The sequence below is a fragment of the Periweissella fabaria genome (assembly GCF_918814575.1).
Classification (GTDB): domain Bacteria; phylum Bacillota; class Bacilli; order Lactobacillales; family Lactobacillaceae; genus Periweissella; species Periweissella fabaria.
In genome coordinates, this window is record NZ_CAKKNS010000005.1 from 108,875 (window position 1) to 134,828 (window position 25,954).

The 25,954-nt window shown below is 42.7% G+C and carries 21 protein-coding genes; 18 read left to right on the forward strand and 3 right to left on the reverse strand.

Features of this window, described 5'->3' with window-relative positions; translation table 11 throughout:
• Window positions 1-79 precede the first annotated feature (79 nt).
• From LQZ75_RS06525 to LQZ75_RS06585, 13 genes are all read left to right on the forward strand, one after another.
• Window positions 80-2,176: a methyl-accepting chemotaxis protein gene (locus LQZ75_RS06525; protein ID WP_230097029.1), complete on the forward strand. Its 2,097-nt coding sequence runs from the start codon at window positions 80-82 to the stop codon at window positions 2,174-2,176.
• A gap of 97 nt (window positions 2,177-2,273) precedes the next feature.
• On the forward strand, window positions 2,274-4,442 hold the full coding sequence (locus LQZ75_RS06530) for a methyl-accepting chemotaxis protein (protein WP_230097030.1): 2,169 nt from the start codon (window positions 2,274-2,276) through the stop codon (window positions 4,440-4,442).
• Between the two features lie 214 nt (window positions 4,443-4,656).
• Window positions 4,657-4,908: a hypothetical protein gene (locus LQZ75_RS06535; RefSeq protein ID WP_230097031.1), complete on the forward strand. Its 252-nt coding sequence runs from the start codon at window positions 4,657-4,659 to the stop codon at window positions 4,906-4,908.
• Between the two features lie 111 nt (window positions 4,909-5,019).
• Window positions 5,020-5,322, forward strand: coding sequence for a flagellar biosynthesis anti-sigma factor FlgM (gene flgM / locus LQZ75_RS06540; protein WP_230097032.1), 303 nt, complete (start codon window positions 5,020-5,022; stop codon window positions 5,320-5,322).
• A gap of 13 nt (window positions 5,323-5,335) precedes the next feature.
• A complete protein-coding gene (locus tag LQZ75_RS06545) occupies window positions 5,336-5,695 on the forward strand; it encodes a hypothetical protein (protein WP_230097033.1) in 360 nt (119 codons plus the stop codon).
• A 9-nt stretch (window positions 5,696-5,704) separates the two neighbouring features.
• Entirely contained in the window at window positions 5,705-7,291 is a 1,587-nt protein-coding gene (gene flgK / locus LQZ75_RS06550) for a flagellar hook-associated protein FlgK (protein ID WP_230097034.1), read from the forward strand.
• The gene (gene flgL / locus LQZ75_RS06555) at window positions 7,291-8,265 is read left to right on the forward strand and encodes a flagellar hook-associated protein FlgL (RefSeq protein ID WP_230097035.1); all 975 of its coding nucleotides are present in this window, start codon (window positions 7,291-7,293) and stop codon (window positions 8,263-8,265) included. The genes flgK and flgL overlap by 1 nt, the downstream gene beginning before the upstream one ends.
• A 450-nt stretch (window positions 8,266-8,715) precedes the next feature.
• On the forward strand, window positions 8,716-9,690 hold the full coding sequence (locus LQZ75_RS06560) for a flagellin N-terminal helical domain-containing protein (RefSeq protein WP_230097036.1): 975 nt from the start codon (window positions 8,716-8,718) through the stop codon (window positions 9,688-9,690).
• A gap of 268 nt (window positions 9,691-9,958) precedes the next feature.
• On the forward strand, window positions 9,959-11,497 hold the full coding sequence (gene fliD / locus LQZ75_RS06565; protein WP_230097037.1) for a flagellar filament capping protein FliD: 1,539 nt from the start codon (window positions 9,959-9,961) through the stop codon (window positions 11,495-11,497).
• A 25-nt stretch (window positions 11,498-11,522) separates the two neighbouring features.
• On the forward strand, window positions 11,523-11,852 hold the full coding sequence (locus LQZ75_RS06570) for a hypothetical protein (RefSeq protein ID WP_230097038.1): 330 nt from the start codon (window positions 11,523-11,525) through the stop codon (window positions 11,850-11,852).
• A gap of 14 nt (window positions 11,853-11,866) precedes the next feature.
• Window positions 11,867-12,238 carry a flagellar export chaperone FliS gene (fliS, locus tag LQZ75_RS06575; protein WP_230097039.1) on the forward strand — a complete coding sequence of 124 codons (372 nt, stop codon included), beginning with the start codon at window positions 11,867-11,869 and terminating at the stop codon, window positions 12,236-12,238.
• 67 nt (window positions 12,239-12,305) lie between these two features.
• Window positions 12,306-13,847, forward strand: coding sequence for a glycosyltransferase (locus tag LQZ75_RS06580; RefSeq protein ID WP_230097040.1), 1,542 nt, complete (start codon window positions 12,306-12,308; stop codon window positions 13,845-13,847).
• A 2-nt stretch (window positions 13,848-13,849) separates the two neighbouring features.
• Window positions 13,850-16,300, forward strand: coding sequence for a glycosyltransferase (locus LQZ75_RS06585; protein ID WP_230097041.1), 2,451 nt, complete (start codon window positions 13,850-13,852; stop codon window positions 16,298-16,300).
• 192 nt (window positions 16,301-16,492) lie between these two features.
• On the opposite strand, the gene LQZ75_RS06590 is transcribed toward LQZ75_RS06585, so the two are convergent.
• The gene (locus LQZ75_RS06590) at window positions 16,493-19,174 is read right to left on the reverse strand and encodes a leucine-rich repeat domain-containing protein (RefSeq protein ID WP_230097042.1); all 2,682 of its coding nucleotides are present in this window, start codon (window positions 19,172-19,174) and stop codon (window positions 16,493-16,495) included.
• A gap of 144 nt (window positions 19,175-19,318) precedes the next feature.
• On the opposite strand from LQZ75_RS06590, the gene LQZ75_RS06595 reads away from it, so the two are divergent.
• From LQZ75_RS06595 to LQZ75_RS06610, 4 genes are read left to right on the forward strand one after another with little or no spacing between them, the layout of a single operon-like run.
• Entirely contained in the window at window positions 19,319-20,104 is a 786-nt protein-coding gene (locus tag LQZ75_RS06595) for an NEAT domain-containing protein (protein ID WP_230097043.1), read from the forward strand.
• A gap of 24 nt (window positions 20,105-20,128) precedes the next feature.
• Window positions 20,129-20,983 carry an ABC transporter substrate-binding protein gene (locus tag LQZ75_RS06600; protein WP_230097044.1) on the forward strand — a complete coding sequence of 285 codons (855 nt, stop codon included), beginning with the start codon at window positions 20,129-20,131 and terminating at the stop codon, window positions 20,981-20,983.
• Entirely contained in the window at window positions 20,980-21,885 is a 906-nt protein-coding gene (locus tag LQZ75_RS06605; RefSeq protein ID WP_230097045.1) for an iron chelate uptake ABC transporter family permease subunit, read from the forward strand. The genes LQZ75_RS06600 and LQZ75_RS06605 overlap by 4 nt, the downstream gene beginning before the upstream one ends.
• Complete coding sequence (locus LQZ75_RS06610) at window positions 21,875-22,510, forward strand: ABC transporter ATP-binding protein (protein ID WP_230097046.1); 636 nt, start codon at window positions 21,875-21,877, stop codon at window positions 22,508-22,510. The genes LQZ75_RS06605 and LQZ75_RS06610 overlap by 11 nt, the downstream gene beginning before the upstream one ends.
• A gap of 53 nt (window positions 22,511-22,563) precedes the next feature.
• Here LQZ75_RS06610 and LQZ75_RS06615 read toward each other — a convergent pair whose 3' ends face one another.
• Together LQZ75_RS06615 and LQZ75_RS06620 are read right to left on the reverse strand one after the other, a co-directional pair.
• A complete protein-coding gene (locus LQZ75_RS06615) occupies window positions 22,564-23,199 on the reverse strand; it encodes a DUF4097 family beta strand repeat-containing protein (RefSeq protein ID WP_230097047.1) in 636 nt (211 codons plus the stop codon).
• A gap of 351 nt (window positions 23,200-23,550) precedes the next feature.
• Complete coding sequence (locus LQZ75_RS06620; protein WP_230097048.1) at window positions 23,551-24,798, reverse strand: hypothetical protein; 1,248 nt, start codon at window positions 24,796-24,798, stop codon at window positions 23,551-23,553.
• 136 nt (window positions 24,799-24,934) lie between these two features.
• Here LQZ75_RS06620 and LQZ75_RS06625 point away from each other — a divergent pair, with 136 nt between their 5' ends.
• Window positions 24,935-25,834, forward strand: coding sequence for an alpha/beta hydrolase (locus LQZ75_RS06625; RefSeq protein ID WP_230097049.1), 900 nt, complete (start codon window positions 24,935-24,937; stop codon window positions 25,832-25,834).
• The last annotated feature ends 120 nt before the right edge of the window (window positions 25,835-25,954 follow it).

The following is a 25,954-nucleotide window of genomic DNA, read 5'->3' on the forward strand; positions in this document are numbered from 1 at the left end:
TAAAATTAGTTATACCTTTAATTAACTTAATTTTTTGCCGATATATCTCTTTTAAGGAAGACAGTAGAGGAGAGAATTAATGAAACACAGCAAACGCAAGAGTATCGCCCCTGGATTGCGGATAGGCTTATTAGCTATCGCAATTATCCCGGTTATTTTAATGACGATTGGGTCATTTATCATATCAAATAAATTAATTGATGATCGGGTGGAGGTTGATGAACAGAGTGCGACATCAGTTTTGGTCGCCACCAAAGATAATATGCAAGCTAAAGCGTTTTTGGAATTACGCCGCATTGCCCAGCAATCAGATTTTACTGGTGATAAATTTGATATTGATGGTATTGGTAAAACGTTAGGCTACATTAAAGACGATGGTGACCCTGATATTGTTAATTTAGGGTTTGCGACTACTGATGGTAAGTTTGCTTTCACTTCACAATTACCAACCGGCTATAATGCCCAGACCCGCCCATGGTATCAAGGGGTGATTGCCCGCCCAAGTCAACCATATGCGGCCCCCGCTTATAGTGATCCGTTGACTGGGTTGACCTTATCTTCATACTCAATTATGGTGACGAACAAAAGTGGTCAACAAGGGGTCTTGGTGGCTACCTTCCCATACCGTTCGATTGAACACGTCATTAATGCCCTTAAAGTTGGCCGCACGGGGAGTACCACTTTAATTAGTTCGACAGGGTTGGTCTTAGCTTCTAAAGGCGTTGACCGTAAATTAATCCACCAACCTAATACCAATTTAAAAGGCACGGCCTTATATCAAGCTATCGCGGCAGCCAAAACCCAAACTGGTCATTTAAAAATCGGTACGGGGAGCAACCGCCATGAAATTTACTTTAATAAAGGTGGTGTCGACAGTACCACTTGGGCGATTGCCGAAATTTCCCATAAAGAACTCGCCAAAGAGCAACGCAGTACGTTAATTGCAGCCGGCATTATTTTATTGTTAATTTTAATTGTGGTTAGTTTGTTAACGACGATTATTATTCGCGTAATTCGCCGCTTGATGGCCTACTACATGTACTATTTTGATCAAATTGGTCACGGTAAATTGATTACCTTTAGTGACCAACAACACGCCAAAGGCTTTGTTAATTCAATGGTTTACCGGATTTGCCGGCCGGATGAAGAAGGGCATGAACTCAATCGTTTAGGCCAAGAATTTAACACGATGATTGACGGCATGAAAGTGTTGATTGAACGTGTGCAAAATAACAGTCAACACGCCGCTACGAGCAGCCAAGATTTATTTGAATTAGCTAAGCAAACGGATGCAGCGACAGAAGAAGTGGCCAGCACGATTACCGGGATTGCCGAAGTTACCGGGAACCAAGCTCGTGAAACGGAAGCAAGCGTTACCCAAGTGCAAAACTTATCAACAGTCGTCAAAGAACTGCACCAAAATGTTGTAGCGATGACGGATAAATCAAATCATTCCGCACGCTTAAATCAACAAAACTTAGCCTTAACTGATAATGTTAACCAAAACTGGCAAACCGAATTGGCCAAGATGGAACAGTTGATGCACAGTACTGAAGACTTGAACCAAAATGTGCAAGCAATTAACAGAATTATCGGCGTGATCAATGATATCTCGCAACAAACGAATTTATTAGCGTTGAATGCCTCAATTGAAGCGGCCAGTGCGGGTGAAGCGGGACAAGGTTTTGCGGTCGTGGCAGCTGAAATTCGTAAGCTCGCCGAAGAAAGTAAGACCGCAACCAAAGATATTGCCGCCATTATTAAAAAGATTCAAACCAAGTCCGAAGCGATGGTCGAACAAACGGCTACTTCAGTGGCTGGGGGCGAAAAACAATCCCGCTTGATCAGTGAATCAATTGTGTCAACTAAAGAAGTCTTCCAAAATAATGAAGAAATGGTCGCTGGAATTCAAATGATTGAAACGGCGAGTGCCCAAATTGAAAAGATTCAACATGAAGTCCTTACGAGTCTTGAAAGCATCTCGGCTTCAACGGAAGAAAATTCCGCCGGAACAGAGGAAGTCTCAGCTAATGCCGAAGAAGTCTTGGCCACGATGGATGAATTCACAAATAACGTTAATGAATTGCAGCAAATTGCCAGTGATTTAGCGACGGCGACAAGCTTCTTTAAACTCGATGCCCAACCAGATGTGACAGCAATCAAAGATATGCAATAAATTTTGTAAATGTTATGTAAATAAAGTTAAAGGTAAGCGATTGGTACCGATAAATGGCATATAGAACTAAATTTTGGCATTTGGAAGGTTTTAGATAATGAAATTTAAGCGAGCTACCCAGAACTCAAGCCGTCGCGGGCGGTTACCGTGGTCACCAAAATTGGCCCGACCTAAGTGGTTGGTCAAATTAAAATGGGGCCAGCGGACAACGCGTGGCAAACGCAATAGTGGGATGTTCTTAGGGAGCGGCTTGATTTTACTAGTCGTGCTACCCTTAATTGTGATGATGCTTAGTGCCAATATTATCACGCGGCAATTGATGTATAATCGCTTGAATGTTGATAAAATAAGTGCGACTTCGGTGTTAATTGCCTCAAATAATAATTTGCGCAACAAAGCCGCCGCCGAGTTAACGCAAATGGCGAAGTTACCAGCATTTACGAATGATAAAGTTGATTTAACGCAAATCCAAACCATTTTAAATCAGTTCCAAGCCACGGCGGGCACCGATTATCTTAGCTTTACCTTTAGTACCCCTGATGGGCAATATGCAACAACCGCCGGTGTGACGGTGGGCTTTGATCCACGCACCAAGGATTGGTTTAAAGGTGCTTTGACCCAAAAGCACGGGGTGTTCTTTGCCCCAGCCCACCAAGATATTACGACGGGTAAATTTGTGACAAGTGCTGCATTACCAATTAAGGCCGCTAATGGGGATGTTAACGTCATTAGTATTGATTATTTAAACGATGCGACGAGTAATATCACTAAAGCAATCAAAGTTGGGCACACCGGAGCCGTTACGCTAGCGACGCCAACTGGGACGGTCATTACCGCGGCTGGGACAACTAAAGCTTTAGTGAACAAGCCAGGGACTGATGTCGCCACTCAACCAGTCTTTGCAGCGATTGCTGCTAGTAAGCAACTACGCGGGGTTGTGCGGGTACCGGGGCAAGGCCGGATTAGTGAAGTGTATTTTGATAAATCATCCAAAACGAGCCAAGCGTGGGCCTATGCCCAAGTTGCTCCCAGTGAAATGCGCCAAGAACTCGGCTTATTAAACGGGGCTTCACTAATTGTGCTCATTGGTATGGCGCTCGTGATTATTGCTATCACGGTGCTACTCGTTAAGTTGTTAGAACAATTAATCGCCAATTATGAACGCTACTTCATGCAAGTTGGGGCGGGGAAGTTGGAACAAATTCATCCCGCAGCCAAGCACCGCTGGAGTTTGGCCGGAATTGTGGCCCATCTCAGTACGCCCAAAGCCGATGGACATGAACTTAATCGCTTAGGTGAACACTACAACGCCATGATTGCCTCAATTAGTATTTTGATTTTGCGCTTGCAAGCTAACAGCCAACAAGTCGCTCAAGGGGCTAGTAGCTTACTGGAACTAGCTAAGCAAACGACGGCAGCAACTGAAGAAGTGACGAACACGATTGGGGCGATTTCAAACGTCTCAATGAGTCAAGCAACCGAAACTGAGCACAGTGTGACCCAAGTGCAAACACTCGCTAAAGTTGTCGATGAATTGGATCAAAATGTTCACACAATGACGAGCACATCCAACCATGCTGCGGATTTAAACCAAACTAATCTCGTGACCACGAATAATGTCCGCGATAATTGGCAAGCTGAATTAGCCAAGATGGAAGCGTTGATGGCTAAGATGACGCAAATGGATGCCAAAGTCCAAAATATCGATAGCATTATTCATGTTATTAACCAAATTGCGAAGCAAACCAATTTACTAGCCTTAAATGCCGCGATTGAAGCCGCTACGGCCGGAGAAGCGGGTAAAGGCTTTGCGGTGGTGGCCAATGAAGTGCGGACATTAGCCGAAGAAAGTAAGGCCGCCACGTTAGATATTAGTAAGTTGATTGCCGAAATTCGCCTTGATTCGAGTGCGATGGTGACGGCCACGACTAATTCGGTGGCCGGTGGGGCCAAGCAATCTGACCTTTTAGAACAAGCGATTACCGCCACGCAAGAAGTCTACCAAGCTAACCAAAGTCTGTTAGCCGAAATTGAACAAATTAGTACCGCGATGAGTGATATTACGAGCGTTAAGGATCAAGTTTCAACGAGCCTAGCTACGATTGCGGCGGCCGCGGAAGAGAATGCGGCCGGGACCGAAGAAGTTTCTGCCAATGCCGAAGAAGTTCTGGCCACGATGGATGAATTTACTAACAATGTGGCGGAATTTGAAACGATTGCCGCGGAATTAAAGACGCTTAGTGCGCAATTCCAGATTAAAGAATAATATGTAAAAACTGGAGAGCGTGACAGAAGTCGGGCGATACCGAGAAATACACTAAAAATCCTCATGAAGAAAAGTCTTCATGAGGATTTTGTCGTATTTCGAATATATCGGACTGCTAGAACGCTTTTTGGCTAAAAATTAGTTAGGCTGAAACCCTTTAATTCGCACCCGGATGAGCCGATAATATAGCAAGCAAACTTACGGAGGGTCCGCTATGAATATTAACCGCATTGACGACTATAATCGCAACTTCACCGCGCTTAATGCGGCAGGGAAGACAACCCCAATGTTACACTTAACCCAGCAAGTCTTACCAGAAATCAACGTGACACCCAAAGACAGCTATAATATTTCATTTGCGGCCCAAGAACGTGCGCGGACCCATGCCCATGAAGCATCCTTAACTAAGTTGGCCGCCCAGGTGAATCAAAAGATTAACGCCCACGCGGAGCACTTTAAAGCTTAAGAAATTAGTAAATCCTGTGGGCTGACTTAAATTCTGGTCACAAGCGCCGATAGTATAAGAGATAATCAAAATTAACCATCTATATAAATCTAACCTGGAGGAAATGAACCGATGAACATTGATCGAGGATACAACGAATATAACAAGCAAGTTAACTTGATGGCCAAGCAAAATACGGCGCTCCCAACAAGTACCCCCGCCACAAGTATGAGCGCTAAAGTCGCGAAGTTACTTGAATTTTCACAGACCGCCCAACAAATTGCCCACCCAACGGCTGCAACTACGGGCGAAGAACATGTTGATCATGCGAAATTAATGGCGATTCGCAGTCAAATTGCGACTGGTGAATACAAAGTCGATCTGGATAAATTAGCAGCTAAATTAACAACTGAAATGCACGACCAACAAAAGTAGTTAGGTGGAAACGATGAACGAACAACATTTTTATGGTAAATTAACCCAATTTTTGCGCTTATTGCAAACGGAAAATAAAGTTTTAAAAGCCAATCAAGCTGATAAATTACCAGCCATCGTGGCCCAAAAAGAAACTTTTGTAACCGTGTTAAATGATTATCTTGGTGAAGTGACGCCGCGCATTAAGGCGGTGGTTGCCCAAATTAAATTATTGCAGGAACAAAATTTGTTATTAACGCAATTGGAAATGGATTATCAAAAAATGTTAATGGATGCGGTGCGTGAATCAGTTAAAGCGACCCGCAATCCATATGGTAAAGCTCAACCCGCCCAAGCCCCCGCGGCAACGCTAGTGGTCAATACGGATATGTAGGAGAACGATATGAATTTATTTGGAACATTAAATACGGCTACGACTGGTTTAGGGGTCAATGAAATGGCCTTGCAAACGACGAGTCACAATATAGCCAATGCTAACAATCCGTATTACTCACGGCAACGCGTTGATATTGAAACGATGCCGGCGATGCACTTTGCGGGGGTTGGTGACATTGGGATGGGGGCGCGGGCTGGTTCGGTGCAACGGATTAGTGATAGCTTCGTCCAAGGTCAACTCAACCAAGTTGGTGGCGTGTTAAACAGTTATAGTGAGCGCGCGAATGTGTTAGGCCAATTGGAAGGGTACTACAACGAACCGTCATCAACGGGGATTTTGAGTCAGATTGATAAAATGAATGCCGCTTGGACTAATTTTGCCAATGACCCATCGGTTTCAGGGATTCAAACGACCGTGGTAGGGGCAACGCAAACCGTGGCCAATTCAATTAACCAATTGGCTAACAATGTGCAAGCCTTACAAAGTAACACCGTCAGTACCGTTGCTAAAAATGCGATGGACTTCAACCAAACAATTAACCAACTAGATACATTAAACAAGCAAATCTATAACATGAGCCAAAATGGTGACCAACCAAATGATTTGTTGGATACCCGTGATCAAATTATTCAAAAGCTCTCAAGCATGGCTGATACGACGACGACAATTGACCAATACGGTCGTGCCACGGTGGCCCTTAATATGCCAGGAACTGATGGTAAAGCAACCCCGACACCCATTTTGGATGCGGATGGGGTCAAAGGGACCTTGGGGGTTGTGGATGCTAAGGCGGCGGGTGTGATTACGGCGACAACTGATGTGAACAGTGAAAACAGTGCGCTTGCGGTGCCAGGAAATGGTAAAGCTGGAGATGTTGTCTTTGTGGCTAACAATACGAAAACGGCGACACCAGTAACGATTAGTAGTGGGACGATTCAAGGGGACCAACAAGCCCTCAGTGATTTAAGTGACCAAATGGGTAAGTTAAACAAATTTGCTTACCAATTGGCGACCGCTACGAACACGTTAATGAGTGCCAATGGTGTGTCAGCCGATAAGTTAATGTTTACTTTTAAAGGCGTAACCGGTCAAGCTAACCCGCAACCCGCCTACGATCCTAAAGTTAACTACGCGGCCAACTTACAAGTTAATGCCACGATTGCCAATAACCCCAGTCAATTACAAGCGGGGGTCGGAACTAATCCGGATGCCGGGGATGGTAAATTAGCCCAAGCGATTGCTCACTTACAAAACACTAAGTTAGCTGATCCCGCCAGTGGTAAAGGCTTGACGTTGAGTGCGGATAACTTATCATTTGTCGATGATGCAACCGGGGCGACGGTATCGGGGATGTACAACGATATCGTGACCCAAAACGGGATTGTGACGCAAGCCGCCAACAATAATGCCCAAACGCAATTGGCCTTACTCCAACAAGTCCAAGCTAAGCAACAATCGATTTCAGGCGTTAATATGAACGAAGAAATGTCCAATGTTATTAAGTTCCAACAAGGCTTCCAAGCCAACGCGAAGATGATTTCCGTAGTTAACGAAATGTTGGATACTTTGATTAACCGAACAGGAGTTAACTAATGCGAATTTCTGAAAATACAACTTATAATAACTTTCTCTACAATTTAGGGAATAGTCAATCAAGCTTACAAGCGACGATGCAACAACTTTCAAGCCAACAACAAGTTAGCAAGCCATCGGATAATCCGTTGGCAGCGTCACAAATTATGGCGCTTAGTAGTTCATTAACGCAAAACAAAACGTATGCTAACACGATTAAAGATGCCATTAACCTTTCACAAACCCAAGATAGTGCCTTGAGTGGGTTAAGCGACCAAATGTTGCGGATTCGCACGTTAGTCCAGGCATCAGCCAATGGGGCGTATGGGCCGGATGAACTAAAGTCTAACAAAACGGAACTTAGCTCAGTGATGGCCAGTGTGGTTGATTCATTGAACGCCGATTATGGTGGCCGGTATGTCTTTGCCGGGACTAAAATCGATAAGCCACCTTTTGAATTGGTGAAAGCCACGGCTGATGACGCGGATAATAATGTGCAGGCCGGGGATATCATTGGCATTAAGTACAATGGTTCGACGACGAATCAAACGCGCTCGATTTCAAGTGGGGTTAGTATTGATTTAGCCACGAATGGTGCCAATATCGTGGGTGGGACAACCCAAGGTGGCGCGGGTACGCAACTCGGGGATTACTTTGCTAATGTGATTAAAACATTGAACACCGGTATTAGTAAACCTGATCAATTAGCAGCCGCACAGAGTTCCTTGGGTGGTGACTTACTCGGCCAAACATCGAATTTCTCGGATAAAGTCGTGAATGTCCGAACAACGATTGGCGCGGTGGTGAACCGTTTAAATATTGCTAGTGCCCAAAACACGAGTCAAAACTTGAACTTAACGACGATGAAGTCCAACGTTCAAGACGTTGACATGGCCAAAGCCTACATGGAATACCAAAAGGATCAAACGACATATCAAAGTACCCTTGCGATGGGGACGAAGATTATGAATACGACGATCTTGAATTATATGTAAAGTGCGAACCTCCTCGGTAAACAGCGAGTACTAACGAAAATCACGTAATATGCGGTTTAGGCATATAAGTGATTTAAAGTTAGACGGAGGTGTTTGAGGAGGAGAGCACGTTTAGAGCGCCCACTACCTTCGACTTGGGTTATGAGTCAGTAGGTGATTGTGTATATGCGGCGGTATTTGCAGCGTTTTGCACGTTTAGTGCGTCGACTACCAAAATACCATCAACACCCCCGGAAGCCACCCAACTTCCGGGGGTGTTTTGCGGTAAATGGCCAGTCTAAAAGTAGCTTAGTAGTCGGTTTTATATAATATAAATACAATAAAATATCCTTAATAACATAATAAATAATTCTACAATTTATTTGCGAAATTACTTAAATAATCGCTCGGTGGTCCGATATATATAGCATGAGGAAATCTCACAAATAAAAATTAAATGGAGAATTAATTATGCGTATTAACACAAACGTTGCAGCAATGAACACATACAACAACTTAGTTTCTGCTAACAGTATGAAAGCTAACTCATTGGCTAAATTATCATCAGGTTCACGGATCAACAAGGCTGGGGATGACGCTGCCGGACTTGCTATCTCAGAAAAGATGAAAGCTCAAATCGGTGGTTTGACCCAAGCCAAGCGTAATGCCCAAGACGGTATTTCACTTGTTCAAACTGCTGAAGGTGCTTTGAACGAAACCCACTCAATCCTTGGCCGCATGCGTGACCTTACTGTTCAAAGCGCCAATGGTACTTTGAGCCACGACGACCGTAAGCAAATTGATGCTGAATACCAATCATTACAAGGTGAAATCGATAAAATTGCAACAACTACCCAATTTAACGGTAAGAACTTGTTAAGTGGTAATGGCTCAAAGGATAAAACTACAGGATTAACTGGTGCTACTAAGTTCAGTTTCCAAGTTGGGGCTAACGCTGATCAAACCGTTGAAGCTTCTATTGGTGATATGAGTACAGCTGGTCTCTTTGGAACTGCTGCAACATCTGCCGCATCTGCCGTGTCTGGTCAACACTTGAGTCTTACAGGAGAAGTTGCATTATCTGCTGTTTCTGCTGCTCCTGCTGGTACGGTTACAGATCACGCTGCAACATCTGCAGCGTCAGTTGATGATCAAGATATTAAGACAGCCAACGATAACCTTGTTAAAATTGACAATGCTATCAAGGAAGTTTCTGACCAACGTTCTGCATTAGGTGCGACTCAAAATACCCTTGACCACACAATCAACAACTTGTCAGCAACGACAACTAACTTGTCAGATGCTAACTCACGTATCCGTGACGTTGATATGGCCCAAGAAATGATGAACTTCACTAAGTCAAACATCTTGTCACAAGCATCAACTTCAATGCTTGCACAAGCTAATGCTATGCCTAACAGTGTGCTTTCATTGTTACAAGGTTAATTTTAAATTTGCTGTGATTAACAGCACTTAACTAACACAATAGAACTAAAAGAAATGGTTGAATTACTAAAATTCGACCATTTTTTTGTGGCCATAAAAGTTAAGCAACCGTTAAGATAACACCGCATGAATTAATTTCCTGACCATCGCAGCCGATATAATTCGTAACTAATTTAAAAAGAAATCACTAACTAGATATTAACTTTCCGCCTAAATTGACGATATATTAACAAAGGCCGAAGCTAGTAGTGGCGATGAGGATAAGCATATGACAACTGATGGTGTTGGGGCGGCGGCTTCTAATCAATATTTAGGTCAATATTCGGGAGTATCATCCCAAACAATTGATCAACTGATCCAAGCCGATTCAATCCCGATGAACTTATTACAAAACCAAGTGCAAGATTTACAAGGCCAAGAACAAGCCTGGAGTGATGTGCGTAGTCGCTTGACGAATTTTTTAAACGATGTCCAAGATTTACAAAAATCAGACACGTATAATTCCAAAGTTGCCAATAGTACGAATATGAGTGTCGCCACGATTAGCGGTGATGATACGGCCAGTGAGGGCAGCCACGATATTATTGTCAAGCAGCTTGCGACCGCGTCTAAGTGGACTGGTGGCCGGGTGAATAGTGTGCCTGATAGTAAGACGGCGCTAAATATTACTGGTAACTTCACGATTGATTTGAATCCCCAAGCGGATACGCCTACTGGGACCGATGGCAATCCGATTAATGTCCCGGGATTTACGATTGGGGATGGCAAGGCGACTAGTAGTAAAGTCGCGGTTGATATTAAGCCCGGCGACACGTTAAATTCGATTGTCACCCAGATTAATGCCCAGACCAAAAACACGGATATTCAAGCATCAATTGTCGATAACCACCTTGTCTTTACGAGTACCCAGACCGGGAAAGCATCCTTCAGTGTGGATAGTAGTTCAACGGCCGGGATTGCCGACCAACTTGGCTTAGGCACGTCCCAAGCAACTACTAACCAAGGTCAATCAGCGCTTTTTTCATTAGATGGCTTACCAATTACCCGGAACACCAATAACGTGACTGATGTTTTGGATGGCGCCACGATTACGCTGGCTGGGGTTAGTGCCACGAGTGGGACGGGGGCTGATGCTACTGCGACACCAACGACTTTATCCTTGGCCGATGATACGAGTAAGTTTCAAGGTGCAGTCTCAAAAATGGTTGACCAATATAACAGCTTGATGGGCTTAATTAGCTCAGATTTGGACCCAGGTGACCCGACCAAAGCGGATAACCAAACAGGGGCTCTCGTTGGGGATGCGACCTTAACGCAACTCGAAGAATCGCTGGAAAACATGGTGACTGAAGGCGTGAGCGGGGGGAATCCCGCTAGTCCTAATAAGACGTCAGATTCAGTCGGGATTTCATTTATTGATAAAAATGGTACGCTGGGGCTTGATACTGATAAATTCAGTAAAGCTCTTAAAGCTGATCCGCAAGCGGTGAAAGATTTCTTTTACAGCGCCGATACTGATGCGAAAACCGGGATTGTCAGCAATGAACGCGGCTATGCGACGGACTTAGCGAAGTTAACGAATTCATATTTGGTTAACTCAACTGGCAACCAAGGGATTATCGCCTTAACGACCGCTGGCTTTGACTCAACGATTCAAGATTTGAACACGCAAATTAGTAATTTTCAAGATCAATTAACCGCTAAACGGGCCGAATACGTGACCCAGTTTAGTGCTTTAGATAGCTTTATGGCCCAAGCTCAATCACAAATGACCTACTTTAGTTCACAGATTGGGGCCGGGATTTAACCACTGGTAAATGAAAGGAGTCGGCATGTTATCAACAACAGACCGCATTATTATTGATATGTTGGGGCATAATTTGGAGCGCGCCGCGACTAGTCCGGAAGCGATTCAAGAAGTGTTGCGCGTTAACGACCAACTATTGGCCAAGCTAACGCTGATTGATTACACAGCGTTAGCCGCTGATGAGCAGTTATTAATCCAAAATATTCAAAATAAATTTCAACATTTGTTAGTCGGCATCGAGCAACAAAAAAATGCCGTCCAAGCACAAATTATGACGATGACGCAAAAAAAATCAACCGTCGCGGCCTACATGCAATATGATGCGCAGGCGACTTTCATTAACCGGGATGTATAAGGAGAAAATGACCCATGATGAACTACCAACAAACGAACCAAAGTTATTTAAAAAACCAAGTGATGAGTGCTAGTCCCGCCCAATTGATTAGCATGTTAATGGCCGGCGCGATTAAGAATGTTAAGTTAGCCCAAAAGGCGATTGAAGCGGCAGACAAGCCTAAGACCCACGCCAAGATTCTCTTAGCCCAAGACATTATTTTGGAACTTAAATACGCGGTTAACCAAGATGTGGAAGGTTCAGTGGGCCCAGAATTGATCAACTTATACGACTACATGTACGAACAATTAGTCCAAGCCAACATCAATAACGACCCGGCTAAATTAGCCGAAGTCGATACGTTGATGACGGATTTGTTAACGACTTGGAAACAGATTGAAGTATAAATTTAGGCGCGATTAGACTAGATTAGTTTAACCGTGCTTTTTATTACAATATATTAGGAGAACTACAATGATTTACTTTATTGATTTTGGGATGCCAGTTAAAAAATCTGGTATTGAACATGCTGCTATAAACCGAATGCATCTTTTTGAAAAACACGGAGTTGATTACCGTTTACTTAATCGTGATTGGGATGCTAATCTTCATAGTGAAACTCGTAAAATGGGAATTGATGATACGCATTTAATAAATATGTTTGATTATTATCAGGGTAGTTTAATTATGGAAGATAAGGCGATATCAGCTGAAGAGGTTGATTTAGGATTAGATCCTTCATTATTAATTTATACAGAGGATATAGATAATAAAACATATGAAGTTACACGATTAGACGGGATGCTCTTTGCTAAGATTGGATATCGTGCTGAGGATAAAACGGTGAATTTCGTTGAGAGTTATGATAGTTTTGGTAAGCTAATTTATATTGATTATTACGATAGTCGTGGATTTAAAACCGTACGATGCTTTAATTTTAATCAAACTGGTATTAGTAATCAACAATGGTATACACCAAACGGTAAAGTTGTCATATCATGTGCACTAAAACTTGATGGTAATAAAAATATACAACTTAGTGGCTTCATATTAACAAAATCCGATGGGAAAGTTTATCAATTTGATACCATTGATGACATGTTTAGTGATTTTATCAATCAGATAAATAATCAAACTAGTCCTGGTAATATTATGGTGATTGATCAACCTATTATTGCAGATGAGGCATTATTGAATCTGGATAAACCTGCTTATACGATTGCACATTTACACAATTCACATGTTCTTGATTTCCGTAGTCCAATGACATCAGAGCTTAATGAGTTTTTTGAATATCAACTTAGTAATGCCGACAAGTATGATGGATTTATTGCGGCAACTGAGCACCAAACTCGTGACGTCCAAGCAAGGTTTCCTGATATTAAGAAACTATATACCATTCCAGTGGGTATTGTTCCAGATGAATTATTTCAGGAACCACAAATTCCAATGGCTGAACGTGAATATGGTAATATAACAGTTTTAGCACGAATTGCCCACGAAAAGCGACATGCTGATATTATTCGAGCGGTAGCTAAAGCCCATGAACAGGTACCGGAAATAACTTTAAATATGTATGGATATGCTAATAGTAATGAATTAAAAAATGAATTAGAAACGCTAATTACTAACGTACATATGGAAAAAGTTATTAAATTCCATGAGTATACAACAGATAATGATGCAGTTCTAAATAAAGCCCAGGTATTTTGTGTAACTTCACTTTTTGAGGGATTTAATTTAGCCGCACTTGAATCGAGTTCTCATGGACTTGTTGGGGTTACGTATGATATTGAATATGGGCCACAAGAAATTATTCAAGATGGTTTTTCTGGATATATTGTTCGCGAACATGATATCGATGCATTAGCTGAAAAATTTGTGAAGTTGTTTAAAGATCAAAATTTATTACAACAAATGAGTACCAATGCGTATGTATCAGCCAAACGTTATTCTGCGGAAAGTATTTGGAAAAAATGGGAACAACTATTAAAAGATGGAAGTAAGGAGGCTTAATAATGATTTATTCAGTTGGTGAAAATCTTTTTGATAGAAATAGTGGTATTGAATTTGCTCAAATTCAACGGACACAGGCATTAAATTCAGCCCATATACAGGCTAAAATTGTGACGCGCAAATATAATCGACGCCTTTCCCTGATTACAGAAGAAAATAATATTTCAGATGTACAAATAAATATGTTTGATTTTTTTCAGAAAGCAACAAATTTACAAGCCAACCATCAGACAACGCGCGATTTGAAGTCATTAGCGCGTGAGCGTTATAATTTGAAGTATAATGAAAAATTTTTTGAGATAAATAAATCCGGTCGAACATATGCACAAATTTATGCAATGGGCGGTACGGAAAAGTATGTAGACAAGGTTGTTTACTTAGATCGTTTTAATAATAAAACGTTAACGCATTATTACGATTGGCGTGGCTTTTTATCAATGACTGAAAACTATGACAATGCTAATAATTTGATATCACAAAATTACTTAGATGTTGATGGGAACACAGTGTTAGAAGTATTTTATACAAATGTGTATGGGACGATTGAACCAACAATGTGGAAATTAATTAATTATAAAGGGTTTGATTATTTATTTGATTATGAAGAACAACTATTTTTATTCTTTTTAAATGAGCTTAATCGGGAAGAGCCAAGTGTTTTTATTGCTGATTGTCCAGAAGTTGTTGTATCAATTATGTCTATTGATAATCCGTTAAAAACAATTGGTTATGTGCATCAAAATCATCGGAATTATGCAGGTAATGTCATTAGTGAATACACAAAGATTATTCAACCAGAATTTGGTCAACTAGATTTAATTGCTGTTGCGACACAAAAACAAGCTAATGATTTAGCAAGCATTGCAAAGAGTCCAGTAGTTGTGTTGCCAACAACAACCTTTGCTACAATTAATAAAACGTCTGAAATAACAACTCTTAGAAAAGTTGTATATGTTGGCCGACTAACACGACACAAAAATGTTGATGAATTAATTGATTTATTTGAGTATATTCATAAACGTGATGCCAATGTTAAGTTTGTAATTAAAGGCTATTTCGAGAGTAAAGAATATGAAGAGGCATTTAATCAACGATTAGCGAAATGTAAATTAACCGAGGTAGTTGAACATCTACAGTACAGTCCTGACAACTCAGAGTTATTCGAAGATGCATCAGTCTTTGTTTCAACATCAATGAGTGAAGGGTTTGGTATGAATGCGCTTGAAAGTATGGCCCATGGTATCCCAGTGGCCTGTTATGGCGTACCATATATCAAAGATAATTTGGTTAAAGATGGGGTTAATGGGATTGTAACAATTAAGCACACCCCTCAAGAGCTTGGTCGTAAGATTTTGAGTACGTTTAAGAAGCCGCAAACTGTTGCTCAATTGCAACAAGGAGCTTTGGCAACTGCGGAAGAATTTTCAGCTGAGCAGTTAGTTAAAAATTTTGATAAATTACTGGATTTGGGTTATGCGTCAATGGCTGAAAAAAGAGTTGATTTATCATTCGTTGTGCCGGTATATAATGTTGTCAAATATCTAGAAGCCACTCTTGATTCCATATTTAACCAAAAAACGAAATATGATTATGAAGTTATTTGTGTTGATGATGGTTCAACTGATGGTAGTGCTGAAATTTTAAAGCAATATGCTGAAAAGTATAGTAATTTAAAGTTTATTTCACAAAAAAATTGTGGGGTCGGGGCAGCTCGTAATCTTGGGCTGTCGCATGTCGAAGGTGAATACGTTGCATTTATAGATAGTGATGATTTATTGGCAGATAATTATGTGGAAACGGTAATGTATAATTTTAAACGAACATATGCCGATATTGTGACCTACGCTGCTCGAAAAATTAAAGAAGATGGAACAAATTTCACGGATCAAGTTGATATATTTGGTGCACCAAATAAAATTTATGCATCAGGGATTGAACAATTTAATACAATGAATATTTATAGATACTATATGGTGGCGGTTTGGAAGTATGTTACTAAAACTGCCCATTTACGTGAATATAAAATTACATTCCCTAACACTCAGTTATCCGAAGATGACTATTTTAGTTTCTTTAATTACCAATTGGCTAAACGAACCGTATCAATTAAGGATGTACTTTATAATTATCGTATCCATGATAAATCATTAATTCGTACATTTACACAAGCAGATAAATCTACGGATAAACGTGTTGAACACTATAAAGCATTTGAGTTATTATTAAAGCAAATTACAGTTGAAAAAATAAAAATAACACCAAGTATTACACGATATTTGATGAATGATTTTTTGACAAAATTAATATTTAAAGATGAATTAAATACTAATATTGAACATACCACGATGGTGATGGTGGGTAAATATTTATCAAAAGAAATAGTAACGGAATTGCAAGCAATGTTAAGAGAACAATATAAAGTCTATGTGCGTAAGGCCACGGTCTTGAATTAGTTAGTTTGTGATAAATTAAAAGTGCTCACTAGGCAGACTAGTGAGCGCTTTTTAAATGATATCAAATTCTTTATTACATCTTATTAATAAAATCAGCTTGATCTTTCATACTAAAGCAAAACCTTTTCTACAAAAATACCCTGCGCTCACTTGAGTGCAGGGTAGTTCACTATCTAGCTATTCAATTACAGCTTACTTGCGTTGCTTGAACCAGTACCAGCCACCATACACGGCGACAACACCAAGGAGCGCGGCCACAAAGGCACTGGCTTTCTTGATATAACCGCTGACGTTCACGGGGGCGGCTTGTGGTTGCGTTGCTGCAGCGGCTAATTTATGGTTGCTGTTATTGGCGACCGGTGCGGCCGTTTTTGCTGGCGTTGGTTTGGCAGTAGCTGCGTGGGCCACCGCTTTGGCAGGCGTACTAGCCATGGTATCAGTGGATTGCTTAACGGCATTCGTGTCATGCGTTTGTCCGGCGGCAATTACCGCACTTGTTGGCACGACGGGTATACCAGCATTACCACTAAGTGCACTTAAGTTAGTGGGCACGTTACCACCATTGAAAATCGCGGCATTCGTGAAGCTTTGATTGATCAAGCTGGCGGGCGTATTAGTTGGCAGCATTTTGCCACCTTGTAACTTGAAGTAAACATTGTAGACATGGTTGTAGATAAAGCTCCCAACTTTAATGTCGACATGCATTGTTTCCAAGAATTCTGTGGCATTTAGTTGTGTCGCCGTCAATGGTAAGGCATACGTCATCACGTAATTGCCACCATCCTTGACAGCACTCACTTGACGACCACTGAAGAAGGTGAGGCTGTTGGGACCAAAGGCCAGTTGCACAATGGCTTTGACGAACAATGTCCCACTACCATTTGGTTGGACTTGTAATGTGGCCGTTGGTTGGATATATTGGTTGGCCACTGAAGCAGATTGCGATTGGTCACCCTTTAAAATTTGCAAGCCCACGGAACGGGTCATGCTAAAGGGCCCTTGCGGCTTCATAATTGGACTCATGTGCCCAGTGTGACTGGCTTGGTTACTAGTGTTGCTAGGACTCGTTGGCAAGTCAAAAGGTAACTTAGTCGGGTCAACGGGTGGTTGCGGATCGTAGTTCGTACTGTGCACGATTTTAAAGTAAACGTTGTAAATATTGTTATAAACAAACGTCCCAAAATTAATATCAACGTGCATGTTTTCAAGCAAAGCCGGTTCCTTCATTTGGGCGGCTGTTAATGGTAATTGGTAGTTCAAAATGTAGCTATCACCGGCTTTTTGGGCGCTGACTTGCTTAGCATCCTTGAACATTACCCCATCTTTACCATAGTTAGTTGGCACCACGAGCTTGAAGTTCAAAATTCCGCTGCCATTGGGGTGGGTCACTAACGTTGCTTGTTGCATGATAAACGTACTAGCGACCGAAGTTAAGTTCGGGTTATCGCCTTTAGTTACGAGCAACTTAACCGGTGTGGCTTGGTCGGCGGAGTTAGCTTTTTGTAAATCAAATGGTTGGACAACCGTTCCGTTAAAGTTTTTCGTGACACTCTTAGTGCCAAGCTTGCTCCACGTAAAGTTGGTGCTACCAGCTGCTGTTTGGGGTGCGTAAGTCACAAAAATACCTTTTAAATCAGCCGGCGTGCCACTACCATAAGTCAATGGAATCACCGTACCATCAATATCTTTAGCCGCTAATGTGGTGGTGAAACTACTTTTAGCAGGTAAAAGTAACGTTGGTTGCGTGATAAATTGGAACTTGGCATTGAAGTAATCAAGTTGATTGAGCGCGTGTAATGGGCTGATATCAAGGACTTGGTTACGGGGAAATTCGAGATCCGTTAAGTTAGTCAACTTGGCCAAGGGGCTGACATCACTAACTTGGTTGTTCCCAAATTCCAAATCCGTTAAGTTGGTTAAATTAGCGACCGGGGTTAAATCCGTCACGGAATCTTTACTAAAGACCAATGTTGATAAGTTAGTAAGTTTAGCGACTGGGCTAATGTCAGTAATTTGGGCGTTAAAATCAATGGCCAATTGCGTTAAATTAGGCATTTTTGGTAATAACGTTTTAATATCTTGGTTAGTTAAATCAAGTTGTGAAGCGTTAAAAATTTGGAGCTTTGTCAATGTACTTAAGCTCGCAATATTGGTTTGCGGATTATTACCAGCCGTTAATTGCGTTAAATTGGTTAACTTGGCAATTGGTGACCAATCAGCTAATTTATTGGAACTAACACTCAAATTAGTCAAGCCGCGGTAATTGGTTAAACCTTTAACGTCCGTGATTTTATTTAATGAAACATCAAGGGTTGTGAGGGGGGCATTGGGGGCAATTGGTGGTAACGCCGTCAAATTATTGCCAAACATTTGTAAGTTGGTGAGCTTCGTTAAATTAACTAAGCCCGCTAATTTGGCCGGTTGCGTCCCATAGGAATCCCCGCCTAAGTTAAGTGATTGCAAGTTAGGATTTTTCAAGGCGGCTAAATCCGGCATGCTATCGGCATGGTTAAAGCGTAAACTAAGACTAGTTAGATTAGGTAAGGTCCCAATTGGGGTAAGGTCGCTGTAACTATTTTCAGTTAAATCAAGGGACTGTAAGTTCGTCGCGTATTGTAATCCTTCTAGATTACTAACATCATCGGCGGTCAAATCCAGATTCGTTATTTGCGCCATATTCGCTTGCGTCAATTTAACGCCATCGCCGAGGGCATCACGGATGGCGTCACGTAAATTTTTATCCGGCATCCACGTATCAACGGCAACGTCGGTATGCGGAGCTGAATCATCAATCGGGGTAGCATGCACATGGCTTTGCGGCACGGCGCTTAAAGTAAAGGCAGTTATGAGCAAAGCCAAATAATATTTTTTCATTTGAAAAAAATTCCTTTCTAATAGTCAGTAACTATTAAATTATTGTATACTATTGAGTAACAGTTCACAAACGTTTATTTAATTTTTTGATTAGACAAAACTTTTAACATCAATTTAACCAATTCAATCTAAGGAGAATTTAACGTGTTTAAACGAGTAATAATTGCTGGGGCGACCATGCTTATCACATTGGTCAGTGCCAGTTCATTGGCGGGGGCGCAAGCGGTCCCGTACGAAATTTTAAAGGATGGATCAGCCAGTGAGCAGTCATATGCGAGTGCCTATTTTGTTAACCCGGCCAATGTGACCGTTGCTAATGGTCAATACCATGTGGCGATTTCAATTGCCACGACCCATGATTTGGGCAGTTTCCCCGTCACAATCGGCTCCGTGGCAGGTCAAGCACCGTCAATTAGCAAACGAACACAAGGCAATACCGATTATTATACGTTTAATTTTGTGACGACCAATTTAACTAGTTTAGTAAATGGGGCGATGCACGTCGATGTCGATGCGTTGAATTATCACCATGATTATGGCTTTGGTTTAAAATTTAATACGGCCAGTTTGCCAGCATTAAGCACAGCTGCGACACCCCAAGCGAGTGCGAGTTCCGCTGCGACTAGTAGTCGTCAGGCAAGTAGTAGTGTGACCGCGGCCAGCAGCCAAGTAAGTAGTAGTAGTGTTAGCAGTTCTGTTGACAAGAACAGTTCTTCACAAAGTAGCAGCGCTAAAACTAGCAGTAGTGGCCTTGTGAATAAAACTTCACAAAGTAGCAGTAGTGCGGTGGCCCAGTCAGTTGCTACCGTTAAGTCAAGCCGCCCGGCCGCCGATTCATTTTTACATGGTTCGATTTGGATGTATGCTCTTGGTGGGGTTGCTGGTGGTGGTATTTTAATTGGCTTATTGACGTTACTTAAAAAACACTAACCTAGCCAATAGATGGGAAAAACAATGCGCAATAAAAAAATTATTTTTAGTAGTCTCGTATTAGTCGGCTTACTAGCGGGCGGCGCGGTGTGGCAATTAACACGCTCAAGTGCAACAACTGGAGCTAAACCAGTCGCAACCACCGTCGCCCAAGCCGAAATTTTAGATCGCCTCGGCGTGGCAGTGGCCGGCGTACCGTCAACCACGGAAACCTTACCAGCCGTCGATCGGGATTTACCCAAAGTTGGTAATCATACGAGCATTAACTTTGAACAAATTAGTAAAATTAATCCAAGTGTCGTCTATGTCGATCAAGCGGTTGCCGATGATTACACAGCCAAATTAAAGCAACAACACACGCCGATGCACATTTTGAATTTTAACGATTATGCCCACATGCGCCAAAGCATTACACAATTAGGGGCCACGTATCAGCAACAAGGGGCGGCCGAAAAATTATTACACCAAATTACTTTACCCAAAGCACACGCCACCAAAGGGGTTAAAGTCTTAATTTTGATGGGGATGCCAGGTGGGGCCTTTTTAGTGGCCAACCAGCATAGTTATGTTGGTGATTTGGTTACGCGGGCTGGGGGCACGGTGGTCGCCGGTGATCCTAATAGTATGTACGCCCCGGCTAATCCGCAAACGATTGCCCAACTTAATCCGGATGTCGTGATTCGCTTTGCCCATGCGATGCCGGCAAGTGTACAAGCTAACTTTGTCGAAACTTTCAAACAAGCCCCGTATAATAATTTAGCGGCCACCCAGCACCACCATGTCTATGATGCCGCCGCACCGGAATTTGGTTTAACGGCGAACTTACATGTTAAAGCCGCCTATACCCAGATTCAAAAATGGTTGGAGGCGGCTAAATGAAGCGCCTCAGTTGGTGGTTAGTCGCGGTCTTGGTAGCGATTAGTGGCATCACACTAGCTCTACCATTAGGCCATACTTGGCCGACACCGCAAATTTTCTGGGAACTGCGGGTGCCGCGCTTAATTTTTGCAATCCTTGGCGGCGCGATGTTAGCCGCCAGTGCCGTTATTTTCCAAACGACGCTCCGGAATCGCTATGTTGACGGTGGCATGCTCGGGTTAGCTAGCGGGGTTGAATTAGGTAATGCCGTCCTGGCGGTGTTTTTTGCGCCGGCGACCCCATGGCGGGTGCTGACAGGGGCAGTGTGGGCGGTTGTGTGGTTATTAATTTTACGTGCTAGCATGTTACGGATTTTACGCCAACCGCTTCAATTATTACTCGGCGGCCTGGGTGTGGCGATGGTCTTAAACGCAATTATGACTTTGCTTACGAGTAATCAAGGGTTTGTCGGTAAGTCATTGGCCAACGTCACGGTGCAAGACACGTGGTTGCTAGCAATTGTCGGCATTGTGGGTATCATCATCTGGCAAATTGCCGGGACCACATTAACGTATTTTGCCCTGCCAAAATTACATGTCGTTCAACTCGGTATTGATGAAACCCGCCTGAGCCTATTGTGGCAACTGGGAGCCGCATTATTGATTGGCGCAGTTACCGCTGTCTTAGGGACCACTTTTTTTGTCGGTTTAATTATCGCCCAAGTCATCGCGCAAGTGGTTGTTAAACCCGCTCAAAATCGGTTAGTGGTGACGGGATTACTCGGCGCCGTCATGTTAAGTACTAGTGACTTGCTGGCGCATAGCGTGCACTATCCGGTTGAATTACCAACGGGTGCCGTGTTGATGTTATTAACCGCCCCGCTACTATTGATTTTATGGAAAGGCGGGCCCCATGTTAATTAAAAATATTACGTTACCGCGCGATTTGTTAACGTTATCGGAAGCTTCATTACCCGACCAGCAAATTACGGTGTTGTTAGGCCCCAATGGGAGTGGGAAGTCAACGTTGCTTGCTCAGCTGGCGACCCAAATTCCGGACTGTGCCTATTTGCCGCAACACAATCAAAGTTATGATGCGTTGACGGTTGGTGATTTACTAGCATTAGGGCAACAACGGGCAGAAACACCGGTTGCGGTCGATGTCGTTGCCGAACTAGAGTTAACGTCATTATTAACCCAAGATGTCAGTCAATTATCTGGTGGCCAACAACAACGAGTCTGGTTAGCCTTTATTTTACTCCAAAATGCGCCGGTAATTTTATTAGATGAACCTCTAAATGCCTTGGATTTACGGTATCAAAAACGGGTTTTGGATTTGTTGCCACAGTTATCCGCGACAATTTTAGTTGTTGTGCATGATTTGAATTATGCCTATCAAATTGCTGAGTGGGTCTGGTTATTTACCGCTGGTGAAATTACCACTGGCCAGCCGGCAACGATTATGACCGCCTCAACTTTGACGGCAGCTTTTGCGACCCCAGTCGTCGTTGATCAGACGGTGAGTGGTGAGGTTATTTTTCGGATTTAAACAAATAAAAAAGCGTTCAGAAAATATTTTTTCTGAACGCTTTTTATGTAGATCTATTTACTGCGGATAACGTCACCGCCGTGTGTGTTAATAATTAATTTACCACCATTATTAACATTACCACGACCATTATCAGCAAACGCATTTTTACCGCCGTCGGTGACAATGTTGAGGTTAAGCGCCAACGCATCTTGACTAGTCAAATACACATCACCACCATTGGAATTAACAATGACCGTGTGCGGTTGACTAATATTGCTGAGATGCACGTTACCACCATTGGAATTAAGAATCACGGTTTTAAGCTTTGTGGTGGCCGTAATTGGAATGGCGAGGTTAACGGTGTGCCGGGCCTTTTTAGCGTTGAAAAGCCGGTGACCTTGCGAGTTATTGAAATTAAGATTCAACGCATCGGCTTGCTTTTGAATAATTTCATCTTGCTTGATAAAGGCGGGGGTCACGTAAGCATCTAATTTGATGGTGCTCGTGCCGGTGTTGACGAAACTGATATTAATATCGTTACCGCCGGATGCTAATTTAATGTTTTGCACCGCATCATTAGTTGGAATATCTACTTGATAATGCGTCAAATTACTTTGTGCGCGATAAAAATAAAAGCCAATTCCCAGAACAATACACAAGATAAGGAAGATGACCATGGTCGTATTTCTGCGTTTTGTGGTTAGCATAAAATAATCCTTTCTGAATTGATGAGGGGAGGTAGTGGAGAGGCAGTGGGGCCAAAACGTGCTCGAAGGTGCAAGCGGCTAAGTCAGTGGAGCTAAAACTTGCTCGAAGCTCCAAAGCCCTGTGCCTACCACCAATTAGCTAAGATACCAAGACCGTATGTTTCGCTAATTGTCAGTAGTGCTCGTTCTTTACCCGGGCCTACTCGCACTCTTTCAAAACGTGCTCGAACAACCAGCCGGTTCCGCCTAACTTTAAATCACTAACTATGCCAAACCCGCATAATCATTGATTTTTGTTAGTGCTCACTGCCTACCGGTTGTTCTCGCACTCTGGTTTACTCGCACTCTGGTTTACTCGCACTCTGGCCAAGAAACACTCGCCGGATACATACCCCCATCATACACCAACGTATGGCTTGGCATTAATTCAAACGGCTCGCCGGCTTTGATTAAGTTATACACCGTGGCCTGTTGTAATGGTACCAAGTCAGCCAATGAAGGTAGGAGGGCGTTATCAGCCAACCACGCCGCTTTCAAATCATCAGCCTGTTGGCGGCCATAACTTAAGATTGAACCGTTAAAGCCTTGCTTAGCGAGTTCGGCGGCTGGTGTTTGGTGGGCATCTTCAATCCGACTGCGTAATAAGTTTAACACGGTAGTTGAGCGGGTATTAAAGTTCAAGTCCGTTGCAAAGCACGTCACCGCATTTAAGATCGCGGCGGCTCCTTCTTGGGCTAAAGTGGGGGCGGCGGCTTCTTCACTAGCGACATAGGCGTTTAATTCTTGGGCGCCAGCTAATTCATCAGCACTCGGGTCATCGTTTGGTAATGTGAGGCAGAATAACGTGAAGAGGGCGAGGAAATCCAACGTCGTGCTAGCAACGCCGGTTAATGATTGGCCGTCTAACTCGATGTTTTCAAAGGTAATCCCATTAGCTAAGCCACGTTCATCATGCGTCAGCGTAAAGGCTGGGCGTTGTTGTAAATGCCAAAGCGTACCGGCAATGCTACGGCAACCAATTTCATTTGCTGCCCCAAAACCTTCAGGAACAAAGGGTGAGTTGCCAAACATGTACGTAATGAACCATTGGTACATGTGGAGGCGGTCGCTAACTTTTTGCACCACTGCGGCATTAAAACTCGCTTGGTCAGCATATTCGGTGTGGTAAGCGCGTGTGTAAAGTTGCATCAACAATAAGGGATTGAACTTAATGCTGACAGCAGCTCGGTTAATTAATTGCGTGGGGGCAGTTTGTGCTAAAGCCAAGTGGGCAGGGTTAGTCAAGCGTGATGGCATTGCATAGGGCCACGTTAATTGGTTGGCGTCTAAGCTAGTTTCAACCGCATCGGCTAACAATGTCAGTTCATCTAACACCCCATCAATTTGCGGATGGAATTTGGTGGTTAAAATCACTTGGTCACTGGCTGCATCGATCTGGACACTCGGATGATCAGTTAGTTGCCAATCGTTGAGGACAGGGGTCAAAATTTGACCAGCTTGGTTAATAACTTGATGCCGGACTTGGACCTGGTATTCTAATTGTTGCAGTTCTTTCGTTAGTTGGGCTGCTTGGACAGTCTCAAAAAAATTAGCTAACATATGATCTCCTTAAACTTCCGATTAATATTTAATTCTTATTATACTTGAATTAATCGGTTATTTCTTAGAAAATTATAATTTTTAATTTCCAGTAAAATGCGATACTATGGGCATTAATAAAACTTTGGAGGAGCTTATGCTATTTATTGAAAAACCATACGAATTTGCCCCGGTAATCGTCCCTGATGATGTGACCGTGACGCCAGATGTTGCCTATATGGCCGGTGCACGGCATACGTTAGATATTTACCAACCAAAGCAAGCTACCAGTGGCTTACGACCAGTTATCATCGATATTTATGGTGGTGGTCTATATTTTGGTGATAAAAGTTCATTTAAGTTACAAAACTCCCTTAAACTTACAAAAGCAGGGTTTGTCGTGGTTAGTCCGGATTACTCATTAATTTGGCAACAACCATTCCCCACCCAAATTCATGAAATCAAAGCCGTTATTCGTTGGGTGCGTGCCTATGCCGCTGAATACCAAATTGATCCGCAACGCATTATTTTAAGTGGTGAATCATCTGGGGCCCACTTGGCAGTCTTAACCGCGGTGACCGCCCATCAAAATACAATGCGCGATGTGACGTTTGGAAAATATCCTGAGCAACCAGAAACCGTCCAAGCGGTGATGGCGTCATACGGTCCGTACCAAATGGATGTAATGCCTGACCAATTTAAGGTCTTGGGTCTCACACCAAAATTCCCCGAAACTGGGGCGGCAAATTCGTTTGAAGGGCAAATGTTTGATCAACAAGCGCCCAAAACGGTGCCGGATTTAGTGGCTGAATATAATCCCGCTACGTATTTTGCAGCGGGGATGCCACCAATGTTGATTTTGGCCGGCAACGATGACCATGTGGTGCCCGTTTTACAAAGTCAAAACTTAGCGGTTGCCGCCTTACAAGTCTTGCCCGCAGACCAAGTTGCCTGTTGGTGGGTCCAAGATGGCGATCACGGTCCGGATGATTTTGCTGGGGATGACGTCGTCGCGTGGAAGCTCGATCATTTACAAGCATGGGGTTTAACCAAATAATTCGCGATTGTGCAATACACTAAAAATCCTCTATGAAGAATTTTCTTCATAGAGGATTTTGTCGTATTTCGAATATATTAGCTTTTGCGAGTGCGTTTTAACAGAAAAGTTTGGCTAGAA

Coding starts and splice junctions, on each gene's coding strand:
- LQZ75_RS06525 (WP_230097029.1), top strand. CDS start 80: ATGAAACACAGCAAACGCAAGAGTATCGCCCCTGGATTGCGGATAGGC.
- LQZ75_RS06530 (WP_230097030.1), top strand. CDS start 2,274: ATGAAATTTAAGCGAGCTACCCAGAACTCAAGCCGTCGCGGGCGGTTA.
- LQZ75_RS06535 (WP_230097031.1), top strand. CDS start 4,657: ATGAATATTAACCGCATTGACGACTATAATCGCAACTTCACCGCGCTT.
- flgM (WP_230097032.1), top strand. CDS start 5,020: ATGAACATTGATCGAGGATACAACGAATATAACAAGCAAGTTAACTTG.
- LQZ75_RS06545 (WP_230097033.1), top strand. CDS start 5,336: ATGAACGAACAACATTTTTATGGTAAATTAACCCAATTTTTGCGCTTA.
- flgK (WP_230097034.1), top strand. CDS start 5,705: ATGAATTTATTTGGAACATTAAATACGGCTACGACTGGTTTAGGGGTC.
- flgL (WP_230097035.1), top strand. CDS start 7,291: ATGCGAATTTCTGAAAATACAACTTATAATAACTTTCTCTACAATTTA.
- LQZ75_RS06560 (WP_230097036.1), top strand. CDS start 8,716: ATGCGTATTAACACAAACGTTGCAGCAATGAACACATACAACAACTTA.
- fliD (WP_230097037.1), top strand. CDS start 9,959: ATGACAACTGATGGTGTTGGGGCGGCGGCTTCTAATCAATATTTAGGT.
- LQZ75_RS06570 (WP_230097038.1), top strand. CDS start 11,523: ATGTTATCAACAACAGACCGCATTATTATTGATATGTTGGGGCATAAT.
- fliS (WP_230097039.1), top strand. CDS start 11,867: ATGATGAACTACCAACAAACGAACCAAAGTTATTTAAAAAACCAAGTG.
- LQZ75_RS06580 (WP_230097040.1), top strand. CDS start 12,306: ATGATTTACTTTATTGATTTTGGGATGCCAGTTAAAAAATCTGGTATT.
- LQZ75_RS06585 (WP_230097041.1), top strand. CDS start 13,850: ATGATTTATTCAGTTGGTGAAAATCTTTTTGATAGAAATAGTGGTATT.
- LQZ75_RS06590 (WP_230097042.1), bottom strand. CDS start 19,174: ATGAAAAAATATTATTTGGCTTTGCTCATAACTGCCTTTACTTTAAGC.
- LQZ75_RS06600 (WP_230097044.1), top strand. CDS start 20,129: ATGCGCAATAAAAAAATTATTTTTAGTAGTCTCGTATTAGTCGGCTTA.
- LQZ75_RS06605 (WP_230097045.1), top strand. CDS start 20,980: ATGAAGCGCCTCAGTTGGTGGTTAGTCGCGGTCTTGGTAGCGATTAGT.
- LQZ75_RS06610 (WP_230097046.1), top strand. CDS start 21,875: ATGTTAATTAAAAATATTACGTTACCGCGCGATTTGTTAACGTTATCG.
- LQZ75_RS06615 (WP_230097047.1), bottom strand. CDS start 23,199: ATGCTAACCACAAAACGCAGAAATACGACCATGGTCATCTTCCTTATC.
- LQZ75_RS06620 (WP_230097048.1), bottom strand. CDS start 24,798: ATGTTAGCTAATTTTTTTGAGACTGTCCAAGCAGCCCAACTAACGAAA.
- LQZ75_RS06625 (WP_230097049.1), top strand. CDS start 24,935: ATGCTATTTATTGAAAAACCATACGAATTTGCCCCGGTAATCGTCCCT.